Here is an 18,455-nt window from a genome sequence, read left to right on the forward strand (position 1 = left end):
AGAACTCACGAAGAAATTCTGCACATGAAAAATATAAGAATGGCCATCTAAATATATTAATTCTTGGTCGTGTGTTATATATATCAATAACTACATAGTCAAACTTGAAGATATATCGACAAATTGAATGGATGTGACCCTTATGAAAAAACATGACTTCTCATGGAAAAACAACGAAATAACATATCCTGAAAGCTTTGGTAAGATCGTTGCCATCCCACCATCAGAAGGAAAAAAGATCGTTGCTGATGATAACACAATGATCAACAACCGCATGGCACTCGGAAGCGAGGAGATAGGGGAAGTACTGATCGATACTTTCAAGGAACGTATGCGTAATATGCTATCTGACCACAGGCATAGGCTAAATCATTGAACAATGAAAGTGGCCATACCTGTCAGAAACAAGCACCATTTATTCAGCACACTTTTTCTTAGTGTACATGCCGTAAAGCAACAGCGGTATGAGTATCACTGCAAATATGTTCTTCACCTCATCAGGCATGATCTCACTGGCACTTCCGGCTATTGAAAGAGCATCGATACCAAGCCTCAGGTATATCTGGTCCAGGATCAGCCCGCAAACAACCGCACAAAGCGCGATGGATGAAAGATAAACTGCCGTCGTCCTTTTGCCAAGGAACTTCAGCACCATGGTAATAGTAGCTGCATTCGTTGCCGGACCTGCAAGCAGGAAAACAAACGCTGCACCCGGGCTCATCCCTTTCAGGATAAGGACCGCTGCAAGAGGCGTGGAAGCGGTTGCACAAATGTAAAGCGGTATTCCCACAACAAGAGCAAGAAGCATTGATGTGATCCCACCACCAAGATAGCTGCCAACAAGATCGGCGGGGACAAGGTAAGAGATTATACCTGCAACAATGACGCCTACTATAAGCCATGAACCGATATCGCCAAGCAGTTCTATGTAAGCATACCTGACACCTGACCTGATCCTTCGGACAAGGCTTCCGCTCTCATCCACATCCTCGTTTTCATGGCAGCCGCATGAGCTACAGCCACATGATCCCGTTGCAGAGGACATCGCCAACACGTTCAAAGGTGTTCCTTTACCGGATGGAGCATCCCTGCCATCCTTTGGGATGTTCAGGATATTCTCGGCTGTGCCTGCGACAACAGCAGTAGCAAACGTGGCCACCGGCCTGAACACTGTCATGATCGGATCAAGCAGCGCATATGTTATGGCAATAGAATCCACGCCCGTCTGGGGGGTTGAGATAAGGAACGAAAGAGTTGCGCCTTTTGTGGCCCCTCTTTTTCTCAGAGACAGGGCTGTGGGTACAACACCACAGGAACAGAGTGGCAAAGGTACCCCCAAAAGTGAGGCATTGATCACAGACCTTAGCTTTCCCGCAGACCTTCCCAGATATTGCATGATCTTATCATCCGGTACGAAAACGTGTAACAGACCGGCGATACCAAAACCCAGCAAAAGATATGGAGCTGCTTCTGCAAAGATGTACCATGACCCTAACGTTATGCCATAGAATGCTGCCATGATAGATTCCGCGAAGCTCATGATATACACCCCGTGACGTGTTTCCGTGAAAGTTCAAGAAGCATCTGTACATGTTCATCGGCGAGAGAATACACAACAAAGCGCCCTTTCTTCCGGGACCTGACAAGGTCAAGCTGTCGAAGGGTGCGAAGATTGTGGGATATGGAAGACTGGCTCATCCCGAGAGCTAACTCAAGCTCGCACACACACATCTCTTTTTCCAGCAGCAGATACATCATCTTCAGGCGTGGCCCTGATCGGAGTGCATGGAAGATATTGGAAAGTCTCAGAATTGCATCCTCATCAGGCAGACCGGAGACAAGAGAGCTTATATATTCAGGGTCAATGCGCTCACAGGATGTGTCTGGTTGCATGAATATATGAACATTTGTTCATGTATATATGAGTATTGCCGTTGCAAGAACTACAGAAACACATACGAACCAGTCCGAGGCCTTCATCCTCATCTCAAAAAGCGAGGTACGATAGTTTCCCTGGTAGCAACGGGACTCCATGGACATCGCAACATCGTCGGCCATACGCATGGAACCCCTCAAGGCAGGTATCGCAAGGGAAAGCATCCCCGATACCGGATGGAAACCATATTTCAGACCCCTTGATACCTGTGCATCCCGGACCTGACCCACATACCACAACAGGTGCGGGATGAAATGAATTCCCAGGGACATCATTGTCGCTATCTCGAAAGAGGTAGTGCCCAACCTCCTCAAAGGAAGAGGACGAAGCAGGTGCTCGATCCCACTGGTTACAAGGGCCGGCCTTGTGGTGGAAGTAAGCAGGGACCCAAAAAGAATGAGCAGGATGAAACGACCGGTCACGAGCGATCCTTTCTCAAGACCCTCGTAAGTCGGTGAAAAAGCGTGAGATAACATCGGGGCCCCATCCGTGAAGAACAGATGTATAAGGAAAATGAAACCGAAGAATATTGCCATTGGGCGAAGGGACCGAAACACAAAGGACACACTCAGCCCTGCGATCAGCGCCAGCACTATGAACAGACACCACATAATAAGCAGATGAGTAAATGAGTAAATATTGAATATCAGGATGCTCAGGGACATTACCGAGATGATCTTCGCCCGGGGGTCCATCGTGTGGAGAAAGGACCTTCCCGAAACATATGAAAAGAGCGGACCTGCCATCAGATATTCCCCGTTGTTTTCGACCATGCAGCATGGATCTCAGCGAATGCATCATCCACAGAGAACACATCATCCCTCACATCGATACCAGAGAGCTTCAATCCCCTCATAAGTTCGGTTATCTGCGGTACCGGAGAAGGTACAGATCGGAGATATTCAGAGGGAGTACCTTCGAATGCAATTTCACCATTTTCCAGACAGATCAGCCTGTCCACAAGATCAAGTACATCCTCTATCTGGTGGGACACCAGCACGACACCGATACCACCGTCTTTCAGATCTCTCAGTATCCGGAACAGATTCGACTTCCCGCTTTTGCTGATTCCCGAAGTGGGTTCATCCAGAACAAGATAATCCGGTGAGGAGGACAGGACGCCTGCAAGTGCAACCAGGCGCATCTCACCACCGCTCAGGCTGAAAGGAGACCTATCAGGTATACCCTCTGCAAGGCCGACCTCCTTAACAGATTCACGTACACATTTAATCAGCTCATCTCCATGGATACCGAAATTCTTCGGACCATAAGCAATGTCCTCTCGAACAGTGGTGCAGAACAGTTGTCTTGAAGGGTGCTGGAAAAGGATCCCCACTTTTTTACAGATATCTTTCCTGGAAGAAGGCATCCCGTCAACGGTGACACTCCCGGAATCCGGCATAAGGAGGCCATTAAGGTGCTTTATCAGAGTGGTCTTACCACATCCGACCTTGCCCACGATCCCCACGGACTCACCTTTATCAATGGAAAATGAGACATCCTTTAGGACCGAAGTTGCTGCCTTCCCTTTACCGTAAGAAAAGGACAGATCTTTTACATCGATCGGCATAGATCCTCCATCAGTTCATCAACAGTGGCAGGCAGCACATTATTTTCCAGTATACCGGTATCCTTTAGCCTTATAGCAAGCTCCATGAGAGGAGGAATGCTGTGCCCGGAGGAGTAGAGCTCGCGGAATACATTAGCAGGGGACCCATCAATGGCAACAGATCCGCCTTCCATGACGATCGCACGATCTGCAGCCAGCACTTCTTCCAGATGATGGGTCACATAAACAACAGTCTTTCCCATATGGTTGAGCTTCTTTACAAGATCCAGCATCATGGACCGGGAATCATGGTCGAGCATTGATGTGATCTCATCGAACACGAGGTATTCGGACCTCATTGCCAGTATTCCGGCAATTGCTGTTTTTTGCAGCTGGCCTCCGCTGAGGTTCATCAAAAGTCTCTCTTCAAAGCCCCCCATGCCCACATCAAGAACAGAAGAGAATACACGATCACGGATCTCTTCGCGTTCAAGTGCAAGGTTCTCAGGACCAAATGCAACGTCCTCTTCAACAGTGGCACCCACTGCCTGGGAATGAGGATCCTGGAACACCATCCCGACGAGCTGCCGGACCTTCCGGAGGTTTGAGGGGTCAAGGGTGTTCATCCCGCATACTGAAACAGTACCTTTCGAAGGTGTAAGAAGTCCGCTCATATGGCGCACGAGGGTGGACTTGCCACTACCATTGTCACCTGTTATTGCGGTGAACGTTCCTTCTTCTATCTGAAGGTCGATCTCATCAAGTACCTTGTGACCATCAGGATAGCTGTAGCTCACACCTTCGAATCTGATCATGGGATATTCAGCCCTCTTTATTGATCATATCCTATATCGGGTAGCAATATAAGCAGCTACTGCTACTTTCACAAGAGCACCGCCGATGAAAGGAAGGAGACCTACAGTTACCGCCTGTATAAAGGACATGTTGGCCACTATCATCAAATGGCTCAGGCCAAAGGCATATATCACAGCCGAACCTGTGAGGACATACATAGCATTGATAGGAAGCTTTTCTGTCCTGTAGTTCTCAAAAAGGAAACCCACAACAAATGCTGCGGCAATGAAACCAATGATATATCCTCCGGTAGGACCAAGGATGACACCAATTCCCGAAGCACCGCCGGAGAACACCGGAAGACCGGCAATCCCTAGCAGAGTATAGACGATCATGCTTATTGAACCCCATTTGCTTCCAAGCATTGCACCTGCCATCAGGACGAAAACCACCTGCAAGGTGAACGGGATAGGACCCAGGGGTATAGTTATGTAGGCACCTATGGCAGTCAATGCAGCGAAAAGAGAGGCGTAGACCATTTTTCTGATATTGTCAGAGGGGCTGGATGAAAAGTTGCCATCAACATCCGTATTGTTGTTAACCATGATTCCAGAATGGTTGACAGGTCATAAATACTTTTCCCAGAAAAGTGCAGACTTTCAGATAATCAACAAATGGTTATCAAAATGGTCAAAATTAAAAAAGGAAGTGCCGGATGATCCGACACTTTAGTAAGTTTAAATTCCGTATCAGTAGCCTGCACTTGCGTCCAGGTCAAGGTCCATGTCAGGGACACCTGGTGTAGGACCTGATGAGCGGGTTGATGCCACCACATCATCGATCCTGAGGATCATGACAGTAGCTTCGGTTGCAGCATTGATAGCCTGGGTCTTGATACGCAGTGGTTCGATAACATCGTTTTCCCACATGTCGACAACATCACCGGTGTAAACATTGAGACCTGCGTTCTTGTTACCCTGCTCGTGCTGGGAACGGAGTTCCACCATTATGTCGATCGGGTCAAGACCTGCGTTCTCTGCAAGTGTCTGTGGAATGATCTCAAGTGCTTCAGCGAACTTGCTGACTGCGAGCTGCTCCCTTCCCTTGAGGGTTGCTGCATACTCACTAAGCCTCAGTGAGAGTTCGATCTCAGGTGAGCTGCCACCTACAACGACCTTACCATCCTCAATGACAACTCCCACAACACGGAGAGCATCTGTCATTGCGTGCTCAAGTTCAGCTACAACGTGCTCAGTTCCGCCGTGGAGAAGGACTGTTACTGCACTGGAGTTCTGGCATCCGGTAACATAGGTCATCTTTGCGCCCTTGACCTCTCTCTCTTCTACAAGGTCTGCAATACCTGTGTCCTCAGGGGTGATCTCGTCAAGGTCCTGGATAAGAGTACCGCCGGTGACCTTGCTGAGCCTCTTAAGGTCGCTCTTCTTCACCCTTCTGACAGCGTAGATACCTGCCTTCTCGATGTAGTACTGTGCCATGTCGTCAATACCTTTCTGGCAGAATACGACATTTGCACCGCTTGCGATGACCTTCTCAGCCATCTCTCTCATCATTTTCTCTTCCTGGTCAAGGAACATCTGCATCTGGCCAGGGGAGGTAATCTTGATCTCAGCATCCATCTCGGTCTTCCTGAACTCGATAGGACAGCTTACGAGAAGGATCTTTGCGTTCTCTACACTCTCAGGCATGTTGGGGTGTGAGCGTTCCTTGTCGATAACAAGACCCTGTACAAGCTCGGAATCCATGATGCTTCCGCCTGCACGTTTTTCGATCTTGATGTTGCTGGTGTCGACAACTAACTTGCCGTCTTCCTCTTCGACAACGCTTCTGACAGCTTCCACTGTGAGCTTGGAGAGTTTTTCTTTGTATGCTTCAGCACCTTTACCTGTGATAGCAGTTGCTGCAATCTTCGTCAGAGCCTCTGTGTCCTCAGGAGTTACGTCGATCGTAATGGTCTCAAGGATCTCACGGCATTTCTTTGCAGCATGCCTGTAACCTTCAGATATAATAGTTGGGTGGACACCCTTGTCGATAAGCTCTTCTGCCTTTGCAAGAAGCTCACCTGAAAGGATAGCAGCGGAAGTTGTTCCGTCACCTACTTCGTCATCCTGTGTCTTGGACACCTCGACGATCATCTTAGCTGCCGGGTGCTGGATATCCATTTCCTTCAGAATGGTAGCTCCATCGTTGGTGATGACGATGTCTCCCATAGAGTCCACGAGCATCTTGTCCATTCCCTTTGGACCAAGTGTTGTGCGAACTGCATTTGCAACGGCCTTTCCTGCAAGGATGTTAATGCTCTGTGCATCCCTGCCGCGGATTGTCTGACTTCCTCTTGATAAGATATTTAGCCCTCCTAAATAGCATTGATAAATTAATATCGGTTATTTTGAAATTGGTTTGATATTACACATTATGCGCTCTATCTGTTCGTTCTAGATGAATGAACTTCTATATAAGGATAACTGAGAGGTATGTCGGACTATACCGAACAGGAAAGATCAGGAGTACAGAAGATGTAAAAACACACACGCGGAGAATGAGAAGAAAACTGACAAAAAAAAGAAGATGAAATACGTCCCGGCCGAGACTTGAACTCGAGTCTAAGGCTCCGCAGGCCTCAAGGATATCCACTACCCTACCGGGACAGGTTGGACAGGTTCCTAATAACTTACTGCAATATAAATATTGCTGGTCAAAAGCAGATTCTAAGCAAAATTATGGAAATCTTCACAGGAAAAAGGCCTTCATGAAAAAAAGTTAAATGCTTCAAGGATGATGTGTAGGACATGTCAATGACCATAGGCCTTGCAGGAAAACCAAATGCAGGCAAATCAACTTTTTTCAAGGCAGCCACCCTTGCAGATGTGGAGATCGCGAACTACCCGTTCACCACCATCAACGCCAACAAAGGTGTAACATACGTAAGGGCGGAGTGTCCATGTACCCAGAAGGATAAACGCTGTGGCAACTGCCAGGACGGTATAAGGTTCGTTCCGATCGAAATGATCGATGTGGCAGGCCTCGTGCCCGACGCACACACCGGCCGTGGTCTTGGTAATGCCTTCCTTGACGAGCTCAGGCAGGCACAGGCCATTATCCATGTTATCGATGCGTCCGGAGGCACGGACATAGAAGGAAACCCCGTGGACATAGGGGACCACGACCCACTGGAAGACGTGGACTTCCTGAACCGTGAGATCACCATGTGGATGACAGGCATCCTTAAACGCAACTGGGACAGGCTCTCACGCAAGATCAAAGCGGAAGGCCTCAAGATGTCAGAGGTCATATCCGACCAGCTCATGGGTGCCGGGGTGAATGAATCACAGGCACACGAAGCACTTCTTTGCTGTGATATGCCAAAAGAATGTACCCAGTGGACCGATGAGGACATGGTCAGACTTTGTGAGGCCATCCGCACTCTTAGCAAACCTACAATGATAGCTGCCAACAAGATCGATGTGGCACCCGAGGAGAACGTAAAGAACCTCGAAGAACTCGACCTTATAGTAGTGCCCACCAGTGCTGCTGCCGAGCTTGCATTAAGATCAGCTGCAAAGAACGGGATAATAAAGTACCTTCCCGGAGACAATGACTTCGGGATCCTCTCAGATGACATGAGCGATGCACAGAAAAAGGGTCTGGAAAGCCTCAGAGGCCTCATGAAAAAGCTTGGAACCGGTGGCGGCGGGATACAAGAGTGCATTAACAGGGCGGTCTTTGACCTTCTCGACCTCATAGTAGTATATCCTGTAGAAGATGAAGGAAAATGGACCGACAAGAATGACAGGATGCTGCCCGACGCGTTCCTCATGAAGAGAGGATCCACAGCCCACGATCTTGCATACAAGGTACATACCGATATCGGGGACAGGTTCCTGTATGCAGTGGACGGCAAGACAAAGATGCGTCTTGGGGAAAAGCACGAGCTCAAGGACGGCGATGTGGTAAAGATAGTATCTACGGCCAAGTGATGGACGAATATACCCAAAGAACAACTCAAGATGACATAGTATGATCAAAGCCCTGTATGAGAGGTATCTGCTCGGCCAGGTGAACAGCTCACCTGAGAAGATACCTGAACATATAACAATGGTCCTCTCTGAATCCGACCTTCTTGATCTGAAAGGAAAAGAAAAGTTCAGGGAGCTGATAACCTGGTGCATGAAGCTTGGCATCGCGACCATCAGCATCTATGTTGATGTGCTGGACACAAAAGAGGAGTTCCGCAAAGAGATAGTCACCATCCTTACCACAGAACTCACAGACATACTTGGATCATTTCCCGAAAATGTCGGTTTTTTCATATACGATGAGAATGGAAACCTCCGGAAGGAACGTAAGGGTAGCTCCCTTACAGTTCATCTTTCAGCAGGCTTTGGAGGAAGGGCAGAGATCACAAAAGCTGTCAGTTCGATCCTCTCAGAAGTAAAGGAAGGAAAAATAAGACCGGAAGAGATAGATGAGAACGTTATTGAGTCTCACCTGCTGGTCAGGGAAGAACCGGACATGATCATACGTGCAGGCGGGAAGCACCTCTCTGATTTCCTGCTGTGGCAATCCGCATATTCGGAACTTTATTTTACAGATGTCAACTGGCACGACCTCAGGAAAATGGATATGCTGAGGATCATACGGGATTTTCAGAAGAGACAGAGGCGCTTTGGCAAATGACAAAACAAAGAAGTTATCATACCCTGCGTTCCATCACAATGGCATTGTCATCAAGATAATAGCGCGGGATAGTTCCGGTCTCCTCAAAGCCGTTCGACAGATAGAATTCCCTGGCACCTTTGTTCTTTTCCCGTACCTCCAGACGGATAAGAGGAAAAGAGTTCTCTTTTGCAAGAAGCACACATGCCTCAAGGAGAGCCGTTGCAACACCCATTCTTCTGAAGCGGGGATGTGTTGCAATGCTTGCCAGATGTGCCGCCTCTTTTATGACGACAAGAACAGCATATCCAAGGATGAAGCCATCGGATTCCAGTACAATGAACCCGGGATAGTCTGCATATGAACGGAAAATGCGTGATTCCCACGGCACCTCGAAGGAAAGGTTCTCGATCTCTACGATCGAATCAATATCAGAACTGGTGGCTATCCGCATCATTAACAGAACTAGGGCCTCATGACTGATAAATTAAAGGTTCCCCTATCGCAGGGTTCCATACTTATACAAGATCGCACAACCTCTCATTGATGCCAGTATATTCGGTTATAGTGTGCCCCAAATGCAGGAAGTCCGCCCAGATTATAGAACAAAAGTGCGCAAAGACCACAGGATGCCAGCGATGCGGAGCTACACTGCAGACAAGGAAACTGAGGATATTCCACACTACCGAGAACCTTGAAGAGGCAATTGCAGTACGTACCCGACTGCAGGCAGAGGTTTCTGAAAGAGAATGTGACACTATGAAAGAAAGCGGATCTCACGGACCTGATCCTTTTACCACATTTACATCAGCCAAGTCTAACGGGTCAGGAAGTGCTGAAAAGGGGTTCATCCCGAATTTCCGGGAAACACCCCTCAAGAGCTCATCCCGAACTAAGAGAACAGACCCTGCAAAAACCATTCTGTCGATCCTTGAAAAAGAAGGTGGAGAGATGCAGGAGACCCGGCTTTATGATCATCCGCTCATTCAGGACCTTGATGAGGATATAATTGGAAGAGACCTAGAAAAGCTGCTCCGGAAAGGGGACATATATTCCCCTAAAAAGGGATACATCAAACTCATCCCATAATGTGGGACCGAGAGCCTGAGGAAACGCTATGAGGTCATGAAATTCAGAATTACGGACATTCAGCTCCGGTTGTCACAAACACATAAATTATATCTAAAAGAACCACATAATCTTATGGTTCACTGAACCGTTCAGAAAATGAGCATATAACTATACCAGATCATTCTCATTACAAGGTAAGAACATGTCCGACAAGACAACCCTCGACATTGTAGAACTTCTATTGACAGCAGAGATATACAACAGGTATCCGGAAATGGATGTTAACGATCTTCCAAAGGACATAAGGAAGAACTACTGGAGCCGTGCACATAAAGGCGTCCCAAAACCAATTAACGTTTCCCGCTCTGACATAAAGAAGCTCTTTGAGATCGAGGAAATAAAGGGGCAGGTATTCACACTTCCGTTCCTGGATATCGATGAACTTACATCCAGGATGAAGTTCACATCATTTGATGTTGCAGCGGAATGGTTCCGCAAACAGGAGAATGCCTCAGAGCGCATTGACCAGAACCCTGCACTATCATATTATTACGAAAAGAAGGAAGTTGCCGGAACGAGCTATGAGAAAGCACGTGCTGCGACAAGGCCAAAAGAGGTTGACAGGGAATGGATCGAGTCCCTGGTAGGTGAGATCGCCGAAGAAGAAGGCGGAGAGGACATGCTCAAACTTGTGGAGATCGTGGCCCCGGAAGACATCGTCCAGCCCCTCAGGTATCTTGTGCTCAACGATGAGCAAAAAGAAGAGGTAGAGAAGATAGTAAAGGCTATCGAGTACAGGGAATACCTCAAACGTATCGGGCTCTATGATATCGGAAAGATACTGCTGGTGGGACCACCCGGAACCGGAAAGACATCTGTGGCAAAGGCAATGTCAGAGCGTCTGTCCATACCTTTTGTTGAGGTCAGGCTTTCCATGATAACCGACCAGTACCTCGGTGAGACGGCAAAGAACATCGACAGGGTGTTCGCACTTGCCAAACGCCTGAGCCCATGCATCCTCTTCATAGATGAGTTCGATTTTGTTGCCAAGACAAGGGCATCGGATGAGCATGCAGCTTTAAAGAGGGCCGTGAACACGCTTCTAAAGGCCATTGACCAGATCAGCCTGACCAACGATGGAGTGCTCCTGATAGCCGCTACTAACCACCCCAGGATGCTTGACTCTGCAGTATGGCGAAGGTTCGATGAGATCATGGACTTCCCGCTTCCGGATGAGAAGATGAGAAAGGAGATCCTCGATATTGTCACCATGGAAATAGAAGGTGATCTCAATAACGCGGAGATCGCTTCCCTCACTGAAGGCTACTCCGGCTCCGACCTGCGTATGATAATCCGTGAGAGTGTGCTCAATGCACTGGTAGAGGAACGTACGAACATCAACCAGCAGGACCTCATCGAGGCAGTAGGCAGGTTCAACAAGCGCGCTCAGATAAAGTCCGACGAATATGTTGTCAATACCGGGGGATTCTAAGGGACCATGAAGATAATACTCCTCGGGACCGGTGACGCACCCGGCACCCCCATCATCGGCTGTGACTGCAGGACCTGCAGGGATGCACGAAACGGAGGGAAGAGTAACAGAACCCGCTTTTCGGTCCTTGTGGAATCCAATGAAGGAAAGGTTCTGATCGATACAAGTCCGGATATGAGACAACAGATGCTCAGAAAAGGTGTCCGGCATATCGATGCAGTGATCTGGACCCACGGGCATTACGACCATTACACCGGTTTTGGCGAGTTCCACCGCGTCCAGAGCCATGTGGATGTCTACGGCATCACCGAAACACTTGACTATATACTCGACTACGTCTCTTTTTTGAAACCGCGGAGGCATGACGTTCAACCAGGTGAGCCTTTTGAGATCATCGGCCTTGAGTTCACCGTATTCGAGGTCAACCACCCACCTGTGGAAAAGGCGATTGGTGTCATCATACGCGATGGTGATAAAAAAGTGGTCATAAGCGGAGATACTGACAATAACCTCCCGGAGGAAAGCCTTGAACTTATTATGGAACCGGACCTGTTCATAGTGGATGCCATTATTCCCGATGATGTCGGATTCCATGTTAAGAAACACATGGATGCAAAAGAAGCCATGGAACTGGCTGAGAACATAAAGGCAAAAAAGGTAGCTATGACACACCTGAGCCACTATTACAAGCCTCATGATGAAGCATCAGCAACATATCCGCTGGGTTACGACGGAATGGAATTCACATTCTGAACGCAGATATAGAACTGAAAGTTACCATGGGTGCGATACAGATAAAAAAAAGCAGGGCCTGTAAAGGCCTCATTTCAACTTACCCTTTCCTGTCTCATCGAACCCTTCTTCAATAAGCTCACGGGTCTTTTGGAGTCTTCTTCTTGTTGAGAGGTAGTTCCCAAGAACAATAAGTGCCCCTCCGCCAAGAATGATAGTGCCTATCAGAAGCATACGAGGAGCTGAAGTTGTGTAGAACTTTACAACTACAGGATTGTATGGTAGCTCTTCCTCATCGATCTCAACTTTAAGGAACTCTCTTGCCATCTCTGTGAACGAACCGGTTGTTGCACGCAGGTCATACCACACAAGGACCTCCCTGTTAAGCTCGTCAAAATATCTCTCATCAGGTTCGGGGCTTACTTTACCGATAAATGGATTGCCTGTTGTATAACCTTCAGGAAGAACGAATCTTACGACCGAATCATGGGAAGGAATATACATGAAATCCTGCCCCATAGGAGTTGTCATGCTGTAGGCCACAATTCCCGTGAGGCTCTCGTTGAACCTCATGTAAATGTGCTTCTGGCCCCTGATGACCTCCTCATCCATAGTGTAGTTGAAAGCAGGAACATCATCTATCGAAGATGTGGAAAGCATCCCGAATGTCTCAAACGATGGTTCCGTATCCTCGGCATTGCCTGCAAGGATGATTATGTTCGATACAGCTTCCTTGTTGGGGTTAAGTATGTCCTCCAGAGGAATTATCTCAATTGCAGAAGCGTTCACGATCATATGAACAACGTTCGCAGAGCCATTATCCGTCAGATAGAAAGTGGTCGTATTTACGAACTCGCCACCGACTGATCCACTGTAAAAGACTTCCAGTTCATATGTGGAAAGATCTGGAGATGCCGCCTCCTCATCCACAGGAATTAGCTCGTTGATACAGCCTGATGCCATTACTGCAAGAGCGAAAATGAATACTGTTGTTATAATTGCTTTATTCATTGTACACATCACAAACAGTTTATCAAAAAACAATGGGCACCATTGGTAAAAAAGGTTATTGAAAAAAATAACAGCACTCCCTGAAGAAAGGGAGTGTTGCCTTAAGATCAGTCATTGTTTGAAATTGAGAGAAGAACGCCTGTCTCTTCAAGAGCAGCTGCAACCTCTTTGTATGCAATGAAAAGTTCCCTTTTCTGCATCTCGACGGAGTCAACCGGTGGTTCGGATGCGAACCAGATCTCCTTTTCGGTTTCACCACGTGTGATGGAAACACATGCAAGCATATCAGCCTGGATCAGCCTGTACACTGAATCAATACCGGTTGGTGTGACCCATGCCTTATATGAATCCTTCAGCTGGTCTACGAACTTTGACCAGTTAACGGTTGCAGAACCCTCAAGTCTCAGGTGAAGGTGTGCACGTTCTCCTGTGATCTGCTCATCGACGTTCTTCAGGAACTTCTTGTACTCTGCACTTTGCTCATCAACCTGTTGTGCCTCATGGCTTGCAAGTTCCTCTGCTGCCTCCTTGAAGAATGGAGCAAGGTTGACAATGTTTGATGGCCTTGTCATGAATGAGACACCGAAGAATGCAACACCGCTGAGTGCCATACCCACAATAACACCATGGTTCATGAGGATCGGGTGTACGGTCTCAAGGTATGAAGGAGCCATAGGTGCGGTCATTGAAAGATCATAGACCGTAAAGGCGATCTGTGCAACGGCACCGACGATAAGACCGGCCATAGCACCTTCCTTTGTAGCACGCTTCCAGTAAAGTCCTCCCATGAGAGGGAAGAAGTAGGAAGCACTTGCAATGAAGGTTGCAATGTGGATAGCATCGATGATACTGTCAATGAAGAAGGAAGCCACAGTTGCTGCTGCGACTATGAAAAGGACGCTGAGCCTGTTGATAGCGAGCATCTGCTTCATTGTTGCATCCGGCCTTATGAACCTCTGGTAGATGTCACGTGAAACACATGATGCACCGGATGTTGCAAAGGTGTCAGCACAGGACATGGAAGCAGCTGCAAGGCCAATCGCACTGAGACCGATAACTACAGGCGAGAATGTGCTTACTATGTAGGTCAGCAATGCAGGTTCTGCCTGGGCCATTCCCATAGGGAAGCCTGCTGCAGGGATCTCAGGATACAATGCACTGAGTCCGATAGCAATAACTGCACATGCACTGAACACAATTGCAATCATAAGGGAACCAAGAACCAGACCGTTCCTTGCGGAAGTTGAGTCCTTTGCTGCCCAGATCTTCTGCCATGGGTCCTGCTCAGTGATCCATCCAGGGATGATAGCAAAGACGAAGATCAATACCATCGGGATTCCAATGATGAACGGGTTCCACCAATCACCAGGAACGGTAGCGAAAAGATCGGATGCTGTTGAGATGGTAGCAACGCTGGATGTAGCAGAGTCAACTGCAAGAAATGCCATTATGATAGCGAATATGGAAAGGAAGGCGAACTGGATAACATCGGTCCAGACTACAGCAGAAAGACCACCAAGGGTGACATAAACAGACACTGCAAGGGCAACGATAAGAGCTGCATATATCGGGTCAAGGCCGTAGAAAACCTGCAGAACAAGAGCGAATCCCTTGATGTCAGCAACTGCGAAAAGGATCATTACGATGGTGATGATAATTCCCACGGGAGCACGGATAGCAGAACTGTACCTCTGTTCAAGAAGTTCTGCCTGTGTGATAGCAGGAAGGTGTTTGATCCTCTTCACGAATATAGCGATAATAAGCAGTGCAAGGATGTTCGGTGCTACAAAACCCCATATGGAGCCCATTCCAAGTAACATGAAGAATCCTATCACGGCCAATATCCCACCAGCGGTCAGCCAGGATGCTGCCGAGGAAAAACCAACACCTATCATCCCGATCTTACGACCGGCAAGCCAGAAATCGGTCACCGTCTTTTGTCTTTTTGTAAAGTACCAGCCAATTGCGATCAGTCCACAGAGATAGACTGCAAGCATTGCCATAAACAATTGATAACTATCCATAATTAAACCTCAAAATAATATGTTCTATTTATTCAGACCTAATTCCTGAAACACTAATACGAATTAACTACGATTTTTTCCTTTTAAAAAGGTCAATAAGGACATATTTGATTTAATATATAAGCTCTTTCAAAAGAAATCCGATGAACCCGGAATTCAGTCGCCTGTTCCATTGATCATAGGCCATCAGTAATAGTCCATCGGTTGATCAGGTCATTCATTCATAGATAAACAACTTGAAGAAAAACATTTCATAGAAGAAAATGTACTGAGAAATTCACATCCACTCATAGTGCTGCATGACCTCAAGGTTCAGGTCATACATCAGACTGTTCTCAACATAACCGAAGAAGAAACATCCCTCACAATTCTTTGCCAGTTCTTTTTGACGATCCCTTGAGGCATTCCACACATCGACAATACCATCCTTCACGTTGCCCAGCAGTTCCCGGTGGACACGGCAGTGCTCAATGGAACCATCTGCAGTGACATCAAGGATCAGGTTATTTACATGGCAGTTGTAACCTTTTTTCAGTTCTCTTATCATTCGAAGGTACGTCAGTGAATTAATGATCGGATACCCTGCCTTTTTCATCTCGATGATACGATCGATCGTGCAGCGATATTTTTCCACATCACGGATACCCAGACTGCCCCAGACATCTTCGTTGATCCCACGGAACTCATATAGAGGCTCAAAGGAGATCTTCACACCCAGATCACGTGCAAGCTGTATGAGCTCTTCAATGTCATCAAGGTTCTTTCCGCTGATCACACAGTTCATCAAAAGGGGATTCTTCAGATTGTCCTTAACGGCCATGATAGCATCAAGAAGGGTCTCGAAGTCCATGCCACGGATCTCCTTGTAGCTCTTTGTCCCGTCCACGGAAACTGAGAGATAGTCAAGATCATCGAAGTCGTTCATCCTTTCTTTCAGCAGCTTCCCATTGGTTATCAGGGATGTTATCATTCCCTTACTTTTTGCATACGCAAGGATCTGAGGCAGATCCTCACGAAGAAGAGGTTCAACGGTCCAGGCATTGTAAACACCTATTCCGAAAGAACTGGCATCATCAAGCATTCTGAATATCTCATCAAGGCTCATCTCCCCCCCCTGCTGTTTCCAGTACTCACAAAAGCTACAGCTCATGTTACATCTGGAATTGACTGCATGGGAGAGAACAAAAGGTCTTTTTCTGACCCTCATCTGCCAGACCGCACGCGCTGCGATAACGGGAGAAAATTTGGACATGTTGATCTTTTTGATAGAATGCTCTTTTAGGGTGCTCTATATCTTCTATGGGTATTGATAAAACTTGGCATTTCCCGGGAATCAAATGATATTTTTTAGGGTTTATAACAAACGATATTTTTGGGATATAACATGTGAAATTTTGTTTTTTTTGCAATACATAGGACAATGTTTATAAGCACAAAGATGTATGAGAGGCCATCTGAAACTAAAAAGCCTGAATTCCCATCATAATTAAACATAAAAATGATTTCTGACAAGATTTCCGGTGGGGATTTGCAAGAACGAGAGACAAAAATGGAGCTCTTCTTCTTTTAAGAATTAGATATAACAACAGGTAATCATCATGGAATCATTTAAGAAACTGGGGATCGAAGAGGCGATCCTGAGATCAATCGAAGAAAAATGTTTTGAAACCCCTACTGAGATCCAGGCAATGGCTATCCCAATTATCCTTGAAGGGAAGGACATCATCGGAGGAGCTGCCACCGGGTCTGGAAAAACATTTGCTTTTGGGTGTGGGATCATCCAGCAGATAGAGAATGGACAGGGCATCAAAGCCCTTGTACTGACCCCCACAAGAGAACTGGCTGAGCAGGTCCATAATTCACTGAAGGAATTCTCACGTCATAAGAGACTTAAAATAGCATCAGTTTACGGCGGAGTTGCGATTGGTCCGCAGGTCAAGAAGCTGGAGAAGGCAGACATTGTTGTTGCAACCCCCGGCAGACTGCTGGATCACATCGAAAGAGGAACTGTCGATCTGGACAATGTGGAAATACTGGTCCTTGATGAAGCAGACAGGATGCTGGATATGGGATTCATCGACGATGTAGAACAGATCATAGTGAACTGTCCGGATGACAGGCAGACATTGCTGTTCTCAGCAACTATTTCAAAAGACATTAAATATCTTTCACGCAAGTACATGAAAGATCCACAAAAGGTCTTTGCACAGGCCCATGTGGACGCCGGAAAGCTTGAGCAGGTATATTATGACGTTCCAAAGCCGATCAAATTCTCACTTCTGGTCCACCTCCTGAAAAATGAGAGATCCGGACTGGTGATGGTATTCTGTAATACCAGAAGCAATGTTGACTTTGTCCAGAAGAACCTGCGTAAGAACGATGTTGATGCAATTGCGATACACGGAGGCCACACACAGGCAAAAAGGAAGAGTACCCTCAGCAAGTTCCACTCAAGTGAAGCGCATGCACTTGTCTGTACAGATGTTGCTGCGCGTGGCCTGGATATTCCTTATGTATCACACGTCTACAACTACGATATCCCTGAAGATGTGAACGAATATGTCCACAGGATAGGCAGGACTGCAAGAGCCGGCAGGGAAGGAAAGGTTATCAATGTCCTGACAGAGAGGGAAGCAGAGGCCTTTGAAAAGATAGTAAGGCACCACCGCGATTTCACCATCACCAAAGAGGAAGTCCCCGAAGTTGAGAGGGTCATCATAAAGGACGAAAAGGACAAACGCCATGATAAGAACAGCTTCAGGAAAGGCGGGAAAAGGTCCGGTAACCGTGGCAAATTTAAGAAAGATGACGGAAGCGGCGAACCAAAGAAAGCTGGAAAAGGCGAAGGCAGGAAAAGACCGGAAGGACGGGACAAACGCGAAAGAACTGAGAGATCTGGAAAGACAGAAAGATCTGGAAGAACTGAGAGATCTGGAAAGACAGAAAGATCTGGAAGAACTGAAAGGTCAGGAAAAACTGAAAGGTCAGGAAAAACTGAAAGGTCAGGAAAAACTGAGAGATCTGGAAGAACCGAAAGGTCAGGAAAAACTGAGAGGTCGGACGATCGCAAAGGTTTCAAAAGTTCCGGTGAATCCAGGAAACAAGGCAAAACAGGATTCAAGAAGCGTACCGGAGTTAAGGTCAGGAAGGAGTGACCATACCGGTCACCTT

General features: G+C 47.1%; 18 protein-coding genes and 1 tRNA gene. 7 read left to right on the top strand and 12 right to left on the bottom strand.

Features of this window, described 5'->3' with window-relative positions; genetic code table 11:
* The first annotated feature begins 142 nt into the window (after positions 1-142).
* A complete protein-coding gene (locus ACR3I3_RS01985) occupies positions 143-376 on the top strand; it encodes a hypothetical protein (protein ID WP_440952908.1) in 234 nt (77 codons plus the stop codon).
* A 39-nt stretch (positions 377-415) separates the two neighbouring features.
* On the opposite strand, the gene ACR3I3_RS01990 is transcribed toward ACR3I3_RS01985, so the two are convergent.
* The 8 genes from ACR3I3_RS01990 to ACR3I3_RS02025 all read right to left on the bottom strand — a co-directional run bounded on the left by ACR3I3_RS01990 (position 416) and on the right by ACR3I3_RS02025 (position 6,946).
* Positions 416-1,540, bottom strand: a complete 1,125-nt coding sequence (locus ACR3I3_RS01990; RefSeq protein ID WP_440952909.1) for an SO_0444 family Cu/Zn efflux transporter — start codon at positions 1,538-1,540, stop codon at positions 416-418.
* Positions 1,537-1,893 (bottom strand): ArsR/SmtB family transcription factor, encoded by a 357-nt coding sequence (locus tag ACR3I3_RS01995; protein ID WP_440952910.1) that lies wholly within the window; start codon positions 1,891-1,893, stop codon positions 1,537-1,539. Before ACR3I3_RS01995 ends, ACR3I3_RS01990 begins: the two co-directional genes overlap by 4 nt.
* A gap of 18 nt (positions 1,894-1,911) precedes the next feature.
* Positions 1,912-2,709 (bottom strand): energy-coupling factor transporter transmembrane component T family protein, encoded by a 798-nt coding sequence (locus ACR3I3_RS02000; RefSeq protein ID WP_440952911.1) that lies wholly within the window; start codon positions 2,707-2,709, stop codon positions 1,912-1,914.
* Complete coding sequence (locus ACR3I3_RS02005; RefSeq protein ID WP_440952912.1) at positions 2,682-3,506, bottom strand: ATP-binding cassette domain-containing protein; 825 nt, start codon at positions 3,504-3,506, stop codon at positions 2,682-2,684. Before ACR3I3_RS02005 ends, ACR3I3_RS02000 begins: the two co-directional genes overlap by 28 nt.
* On the bottom strand, positions 3,491-4,300 hold the full coding sequence (locus ACR3I3_RS02010) for an ATP-binding cassette domain-containing protein (RefSeq protein WP_440952913.1): 810 nt from the start codon (positions 4,298-4,300) through the stop codon (positions 3,491-3,493). The genes ACR3I3_RS02005 and ACR3I3_RS02010 overlap by 16 nt, the downstream gene beginning before the upstream one ends.
* Before the next feature lie 24 nt (positions 4,301-4,324).
* Positions 4,325-4,885 carry a biotin transporter BioY gene (locus ACR3I3_RS02015; RefSeq protein ID WP_440952914.1) on the bottom strand — a complete coding sequence of 187 codons (561 nt, stop codon included), beginning with the start codon at positions 4,883-4,885 and terminating at the stop codon, positions 4,325-4,327.
* Between the two features lie 144 nt (positions 4,886-5,029).
* Positions 5,030-6,673 carry a thermosome subunit alpha gene (gene thsA, locus ACR3I3_RS02020; protein ID WP_440953726.1) on the bottom strand — a complete coding sequence of 548 codons (1,644 nt, stop codon included), beginning with the start codon at positions 6,671-6,673 and terminating at the stop codon, positions 5,030-5,032.
* A 201-nt stretch (positions 6,674-6,874) separates the two neighbouring features.
* Positions 6,875-6,946, bottom strand: a tRNA-Arg gene (locus tag ACR3I3_RS02025).
* Between the two features lie 141 nt (positions 6,947-7,087).
* Here ACR3I3_RS02025 and ACR3I3_RS02030 point away from each other — a divergent pair.
* A complete protein-coding gene (locus ACR3I3_RS02030) occupies positions 7,088-8,275 on the top strand; it encodes a redox-regulated ATPase YchF (RefSeq protein WP_440952915.1) in 1,188 nt (395 codons plus the stop codon).
* Between the two features lie 40 nt (positions 8,276-8,315).
* A complete protein-coding gene (locus tag ACR3I3_RS02035; RefSeq protein ID WP_440952916.1) occupies positions 8,316-8,975 on the top strand; it encodes an undecaprenyl diphosphate synthase family protein in 660 nt (219 codons plus the stop codon).
* Positions 8,976-8,991: 16 nt separating this feature from the next.
* On the opposite strand, the gene rimI is transcribed toward ACR3I3_RS02035, so the two are convergent.
* A complete protein-coding gene (rimI, locus tag ACR3I3_RS02040; RefSeq protein WP_440952917.1) occupies positions 8,992-9,411 on the bottom strand; it encodes a ribosomal protein S18-alanine N-acetyltransferase in 420 nt (139 codons plus the stop codon).
* 89 nt (positions 9,412-9,500) lie between these two features.
* On the opposite strand from rimI, the gene ACR3I3_RS02045 reads away from it, so the two are divergent.
* The 3 genes from ACR3I3_RS02045 (at position 9,501) to ACR3I3_RS02055 (ending at position 12,270) form a co-directional block, all read left to right on the top strand.
* The gene (locus ACR3I3_RS02045; RefSeq protein ID WP_440952918.1) at positions 9,501-10,043 is read left to right on the top strand and encodes a DUF5817 domain-containing protein; all 543 of its coding nucleotides are present in this window, start codon (positions 9,501-9,503) and stop codon (positions 10,041-10,043) included.
* Between the two features lie 184 nt (positions 10,044-10,227).
* A complete protein-coding gene (locus ACR3I3_RS02050; RefSeq protein WP_440952919.1) occupies positions 10,228-11,517 on the top strand; it encodes an ATP-binding protein in 1,290 nt (429 codons plus the stop codon).
* Positions 11,518-11,523: 6 nt separating this feature from the next.
* Positions 11,524-12,270 carry an MBL fold metallo-hydrolase gene (locus ACR3I3_RS02055; RefSeq protein WP_440952920.1) on the top strand — a complete coding sequence of 249 codons (747 nt, stop codon included), beginning with the start codon at positions 11,524-11,526 and terminating at the stop codon, positions 12,268-12,270.
* Positions 12,271-12,339: 69 nt separating this feature from the next.
* On the opposite strand, the gene ACR3I3_RS02060 is transcribed toward ACR3I3_RS02055, so the two are convergent.
* The 3 genes from ACR3I3_RS02060 to ACR3I3_RS02070 all read right to left on the bottom strand — a co-directional run bounded on the left by ACR3I3_RS02060 (position 12,340) and on the right by ACR3I3_RS02070 (position 16,536).
* Positions 12,340-13,260: a DUF5803 family protein gene (locus tag ACR3I3_RS02060; RefSeq protein WP_440952921.1), complete on the bottom strand. Its 921-nt coding sequence runs from the start codon at positions 13,258-13,260 to the stop codon at positions 12,340-12,342.
* 107 nt (positions 13,261-13,367) lie between these two features.
* Positions 13,368-15,284 carry a sodium:solute symporter family protein gene (locus ACR3I3_RS02065; protein ID WP_440952922.1) on the bottom strand — a complete coding sequence of 639 codons (1,917 nt, stop codon included), beginning with the start codon at positions 15,282-15,284 and terminating at the stop codon, positions 13,368-13,370.
* A gap of 277 nt (positions 15,285-15,561) precedes the next feature.
* A complete protein-coding gene (locus ACR3I3_RS02070) occupies positions 15,562-16,536 on the bottom strand; it encodes a radical SAM protein (protein ID WP_440952923.1) in 975 nt (324 codons plus the stop codon).
* Positions 16,537-16,882: 346 nt separating this feature from the next.
* Here ACR3I3_RS02070 and ACR3I3_RS02075 point away from each other — a divergent pair, with 346 nt between their 5' ends.
* Positions 16,883-18,439 (top strand): DEAD/DEAH box helicase, encoded by a 1,557-nt coding sequence (locus ACR3I3_RS02075; RefSeq protein ID WP_440952924.1) that lies wholly within the window; start codon positions 16,883-16,885, stop codon positions 18,437-18,439.
* Positions 18,440-18,455 lie beyond the last annotated feature (16 nt).

Source organism: Methanococcoides mangrovi (assembly GCF_052057775.1).
Classification (GTDB): Archaea; Halobacteriota; Methanosarcinia; order Methanosarcinales; family Methanosarcinaceae; genus Methanococcoides.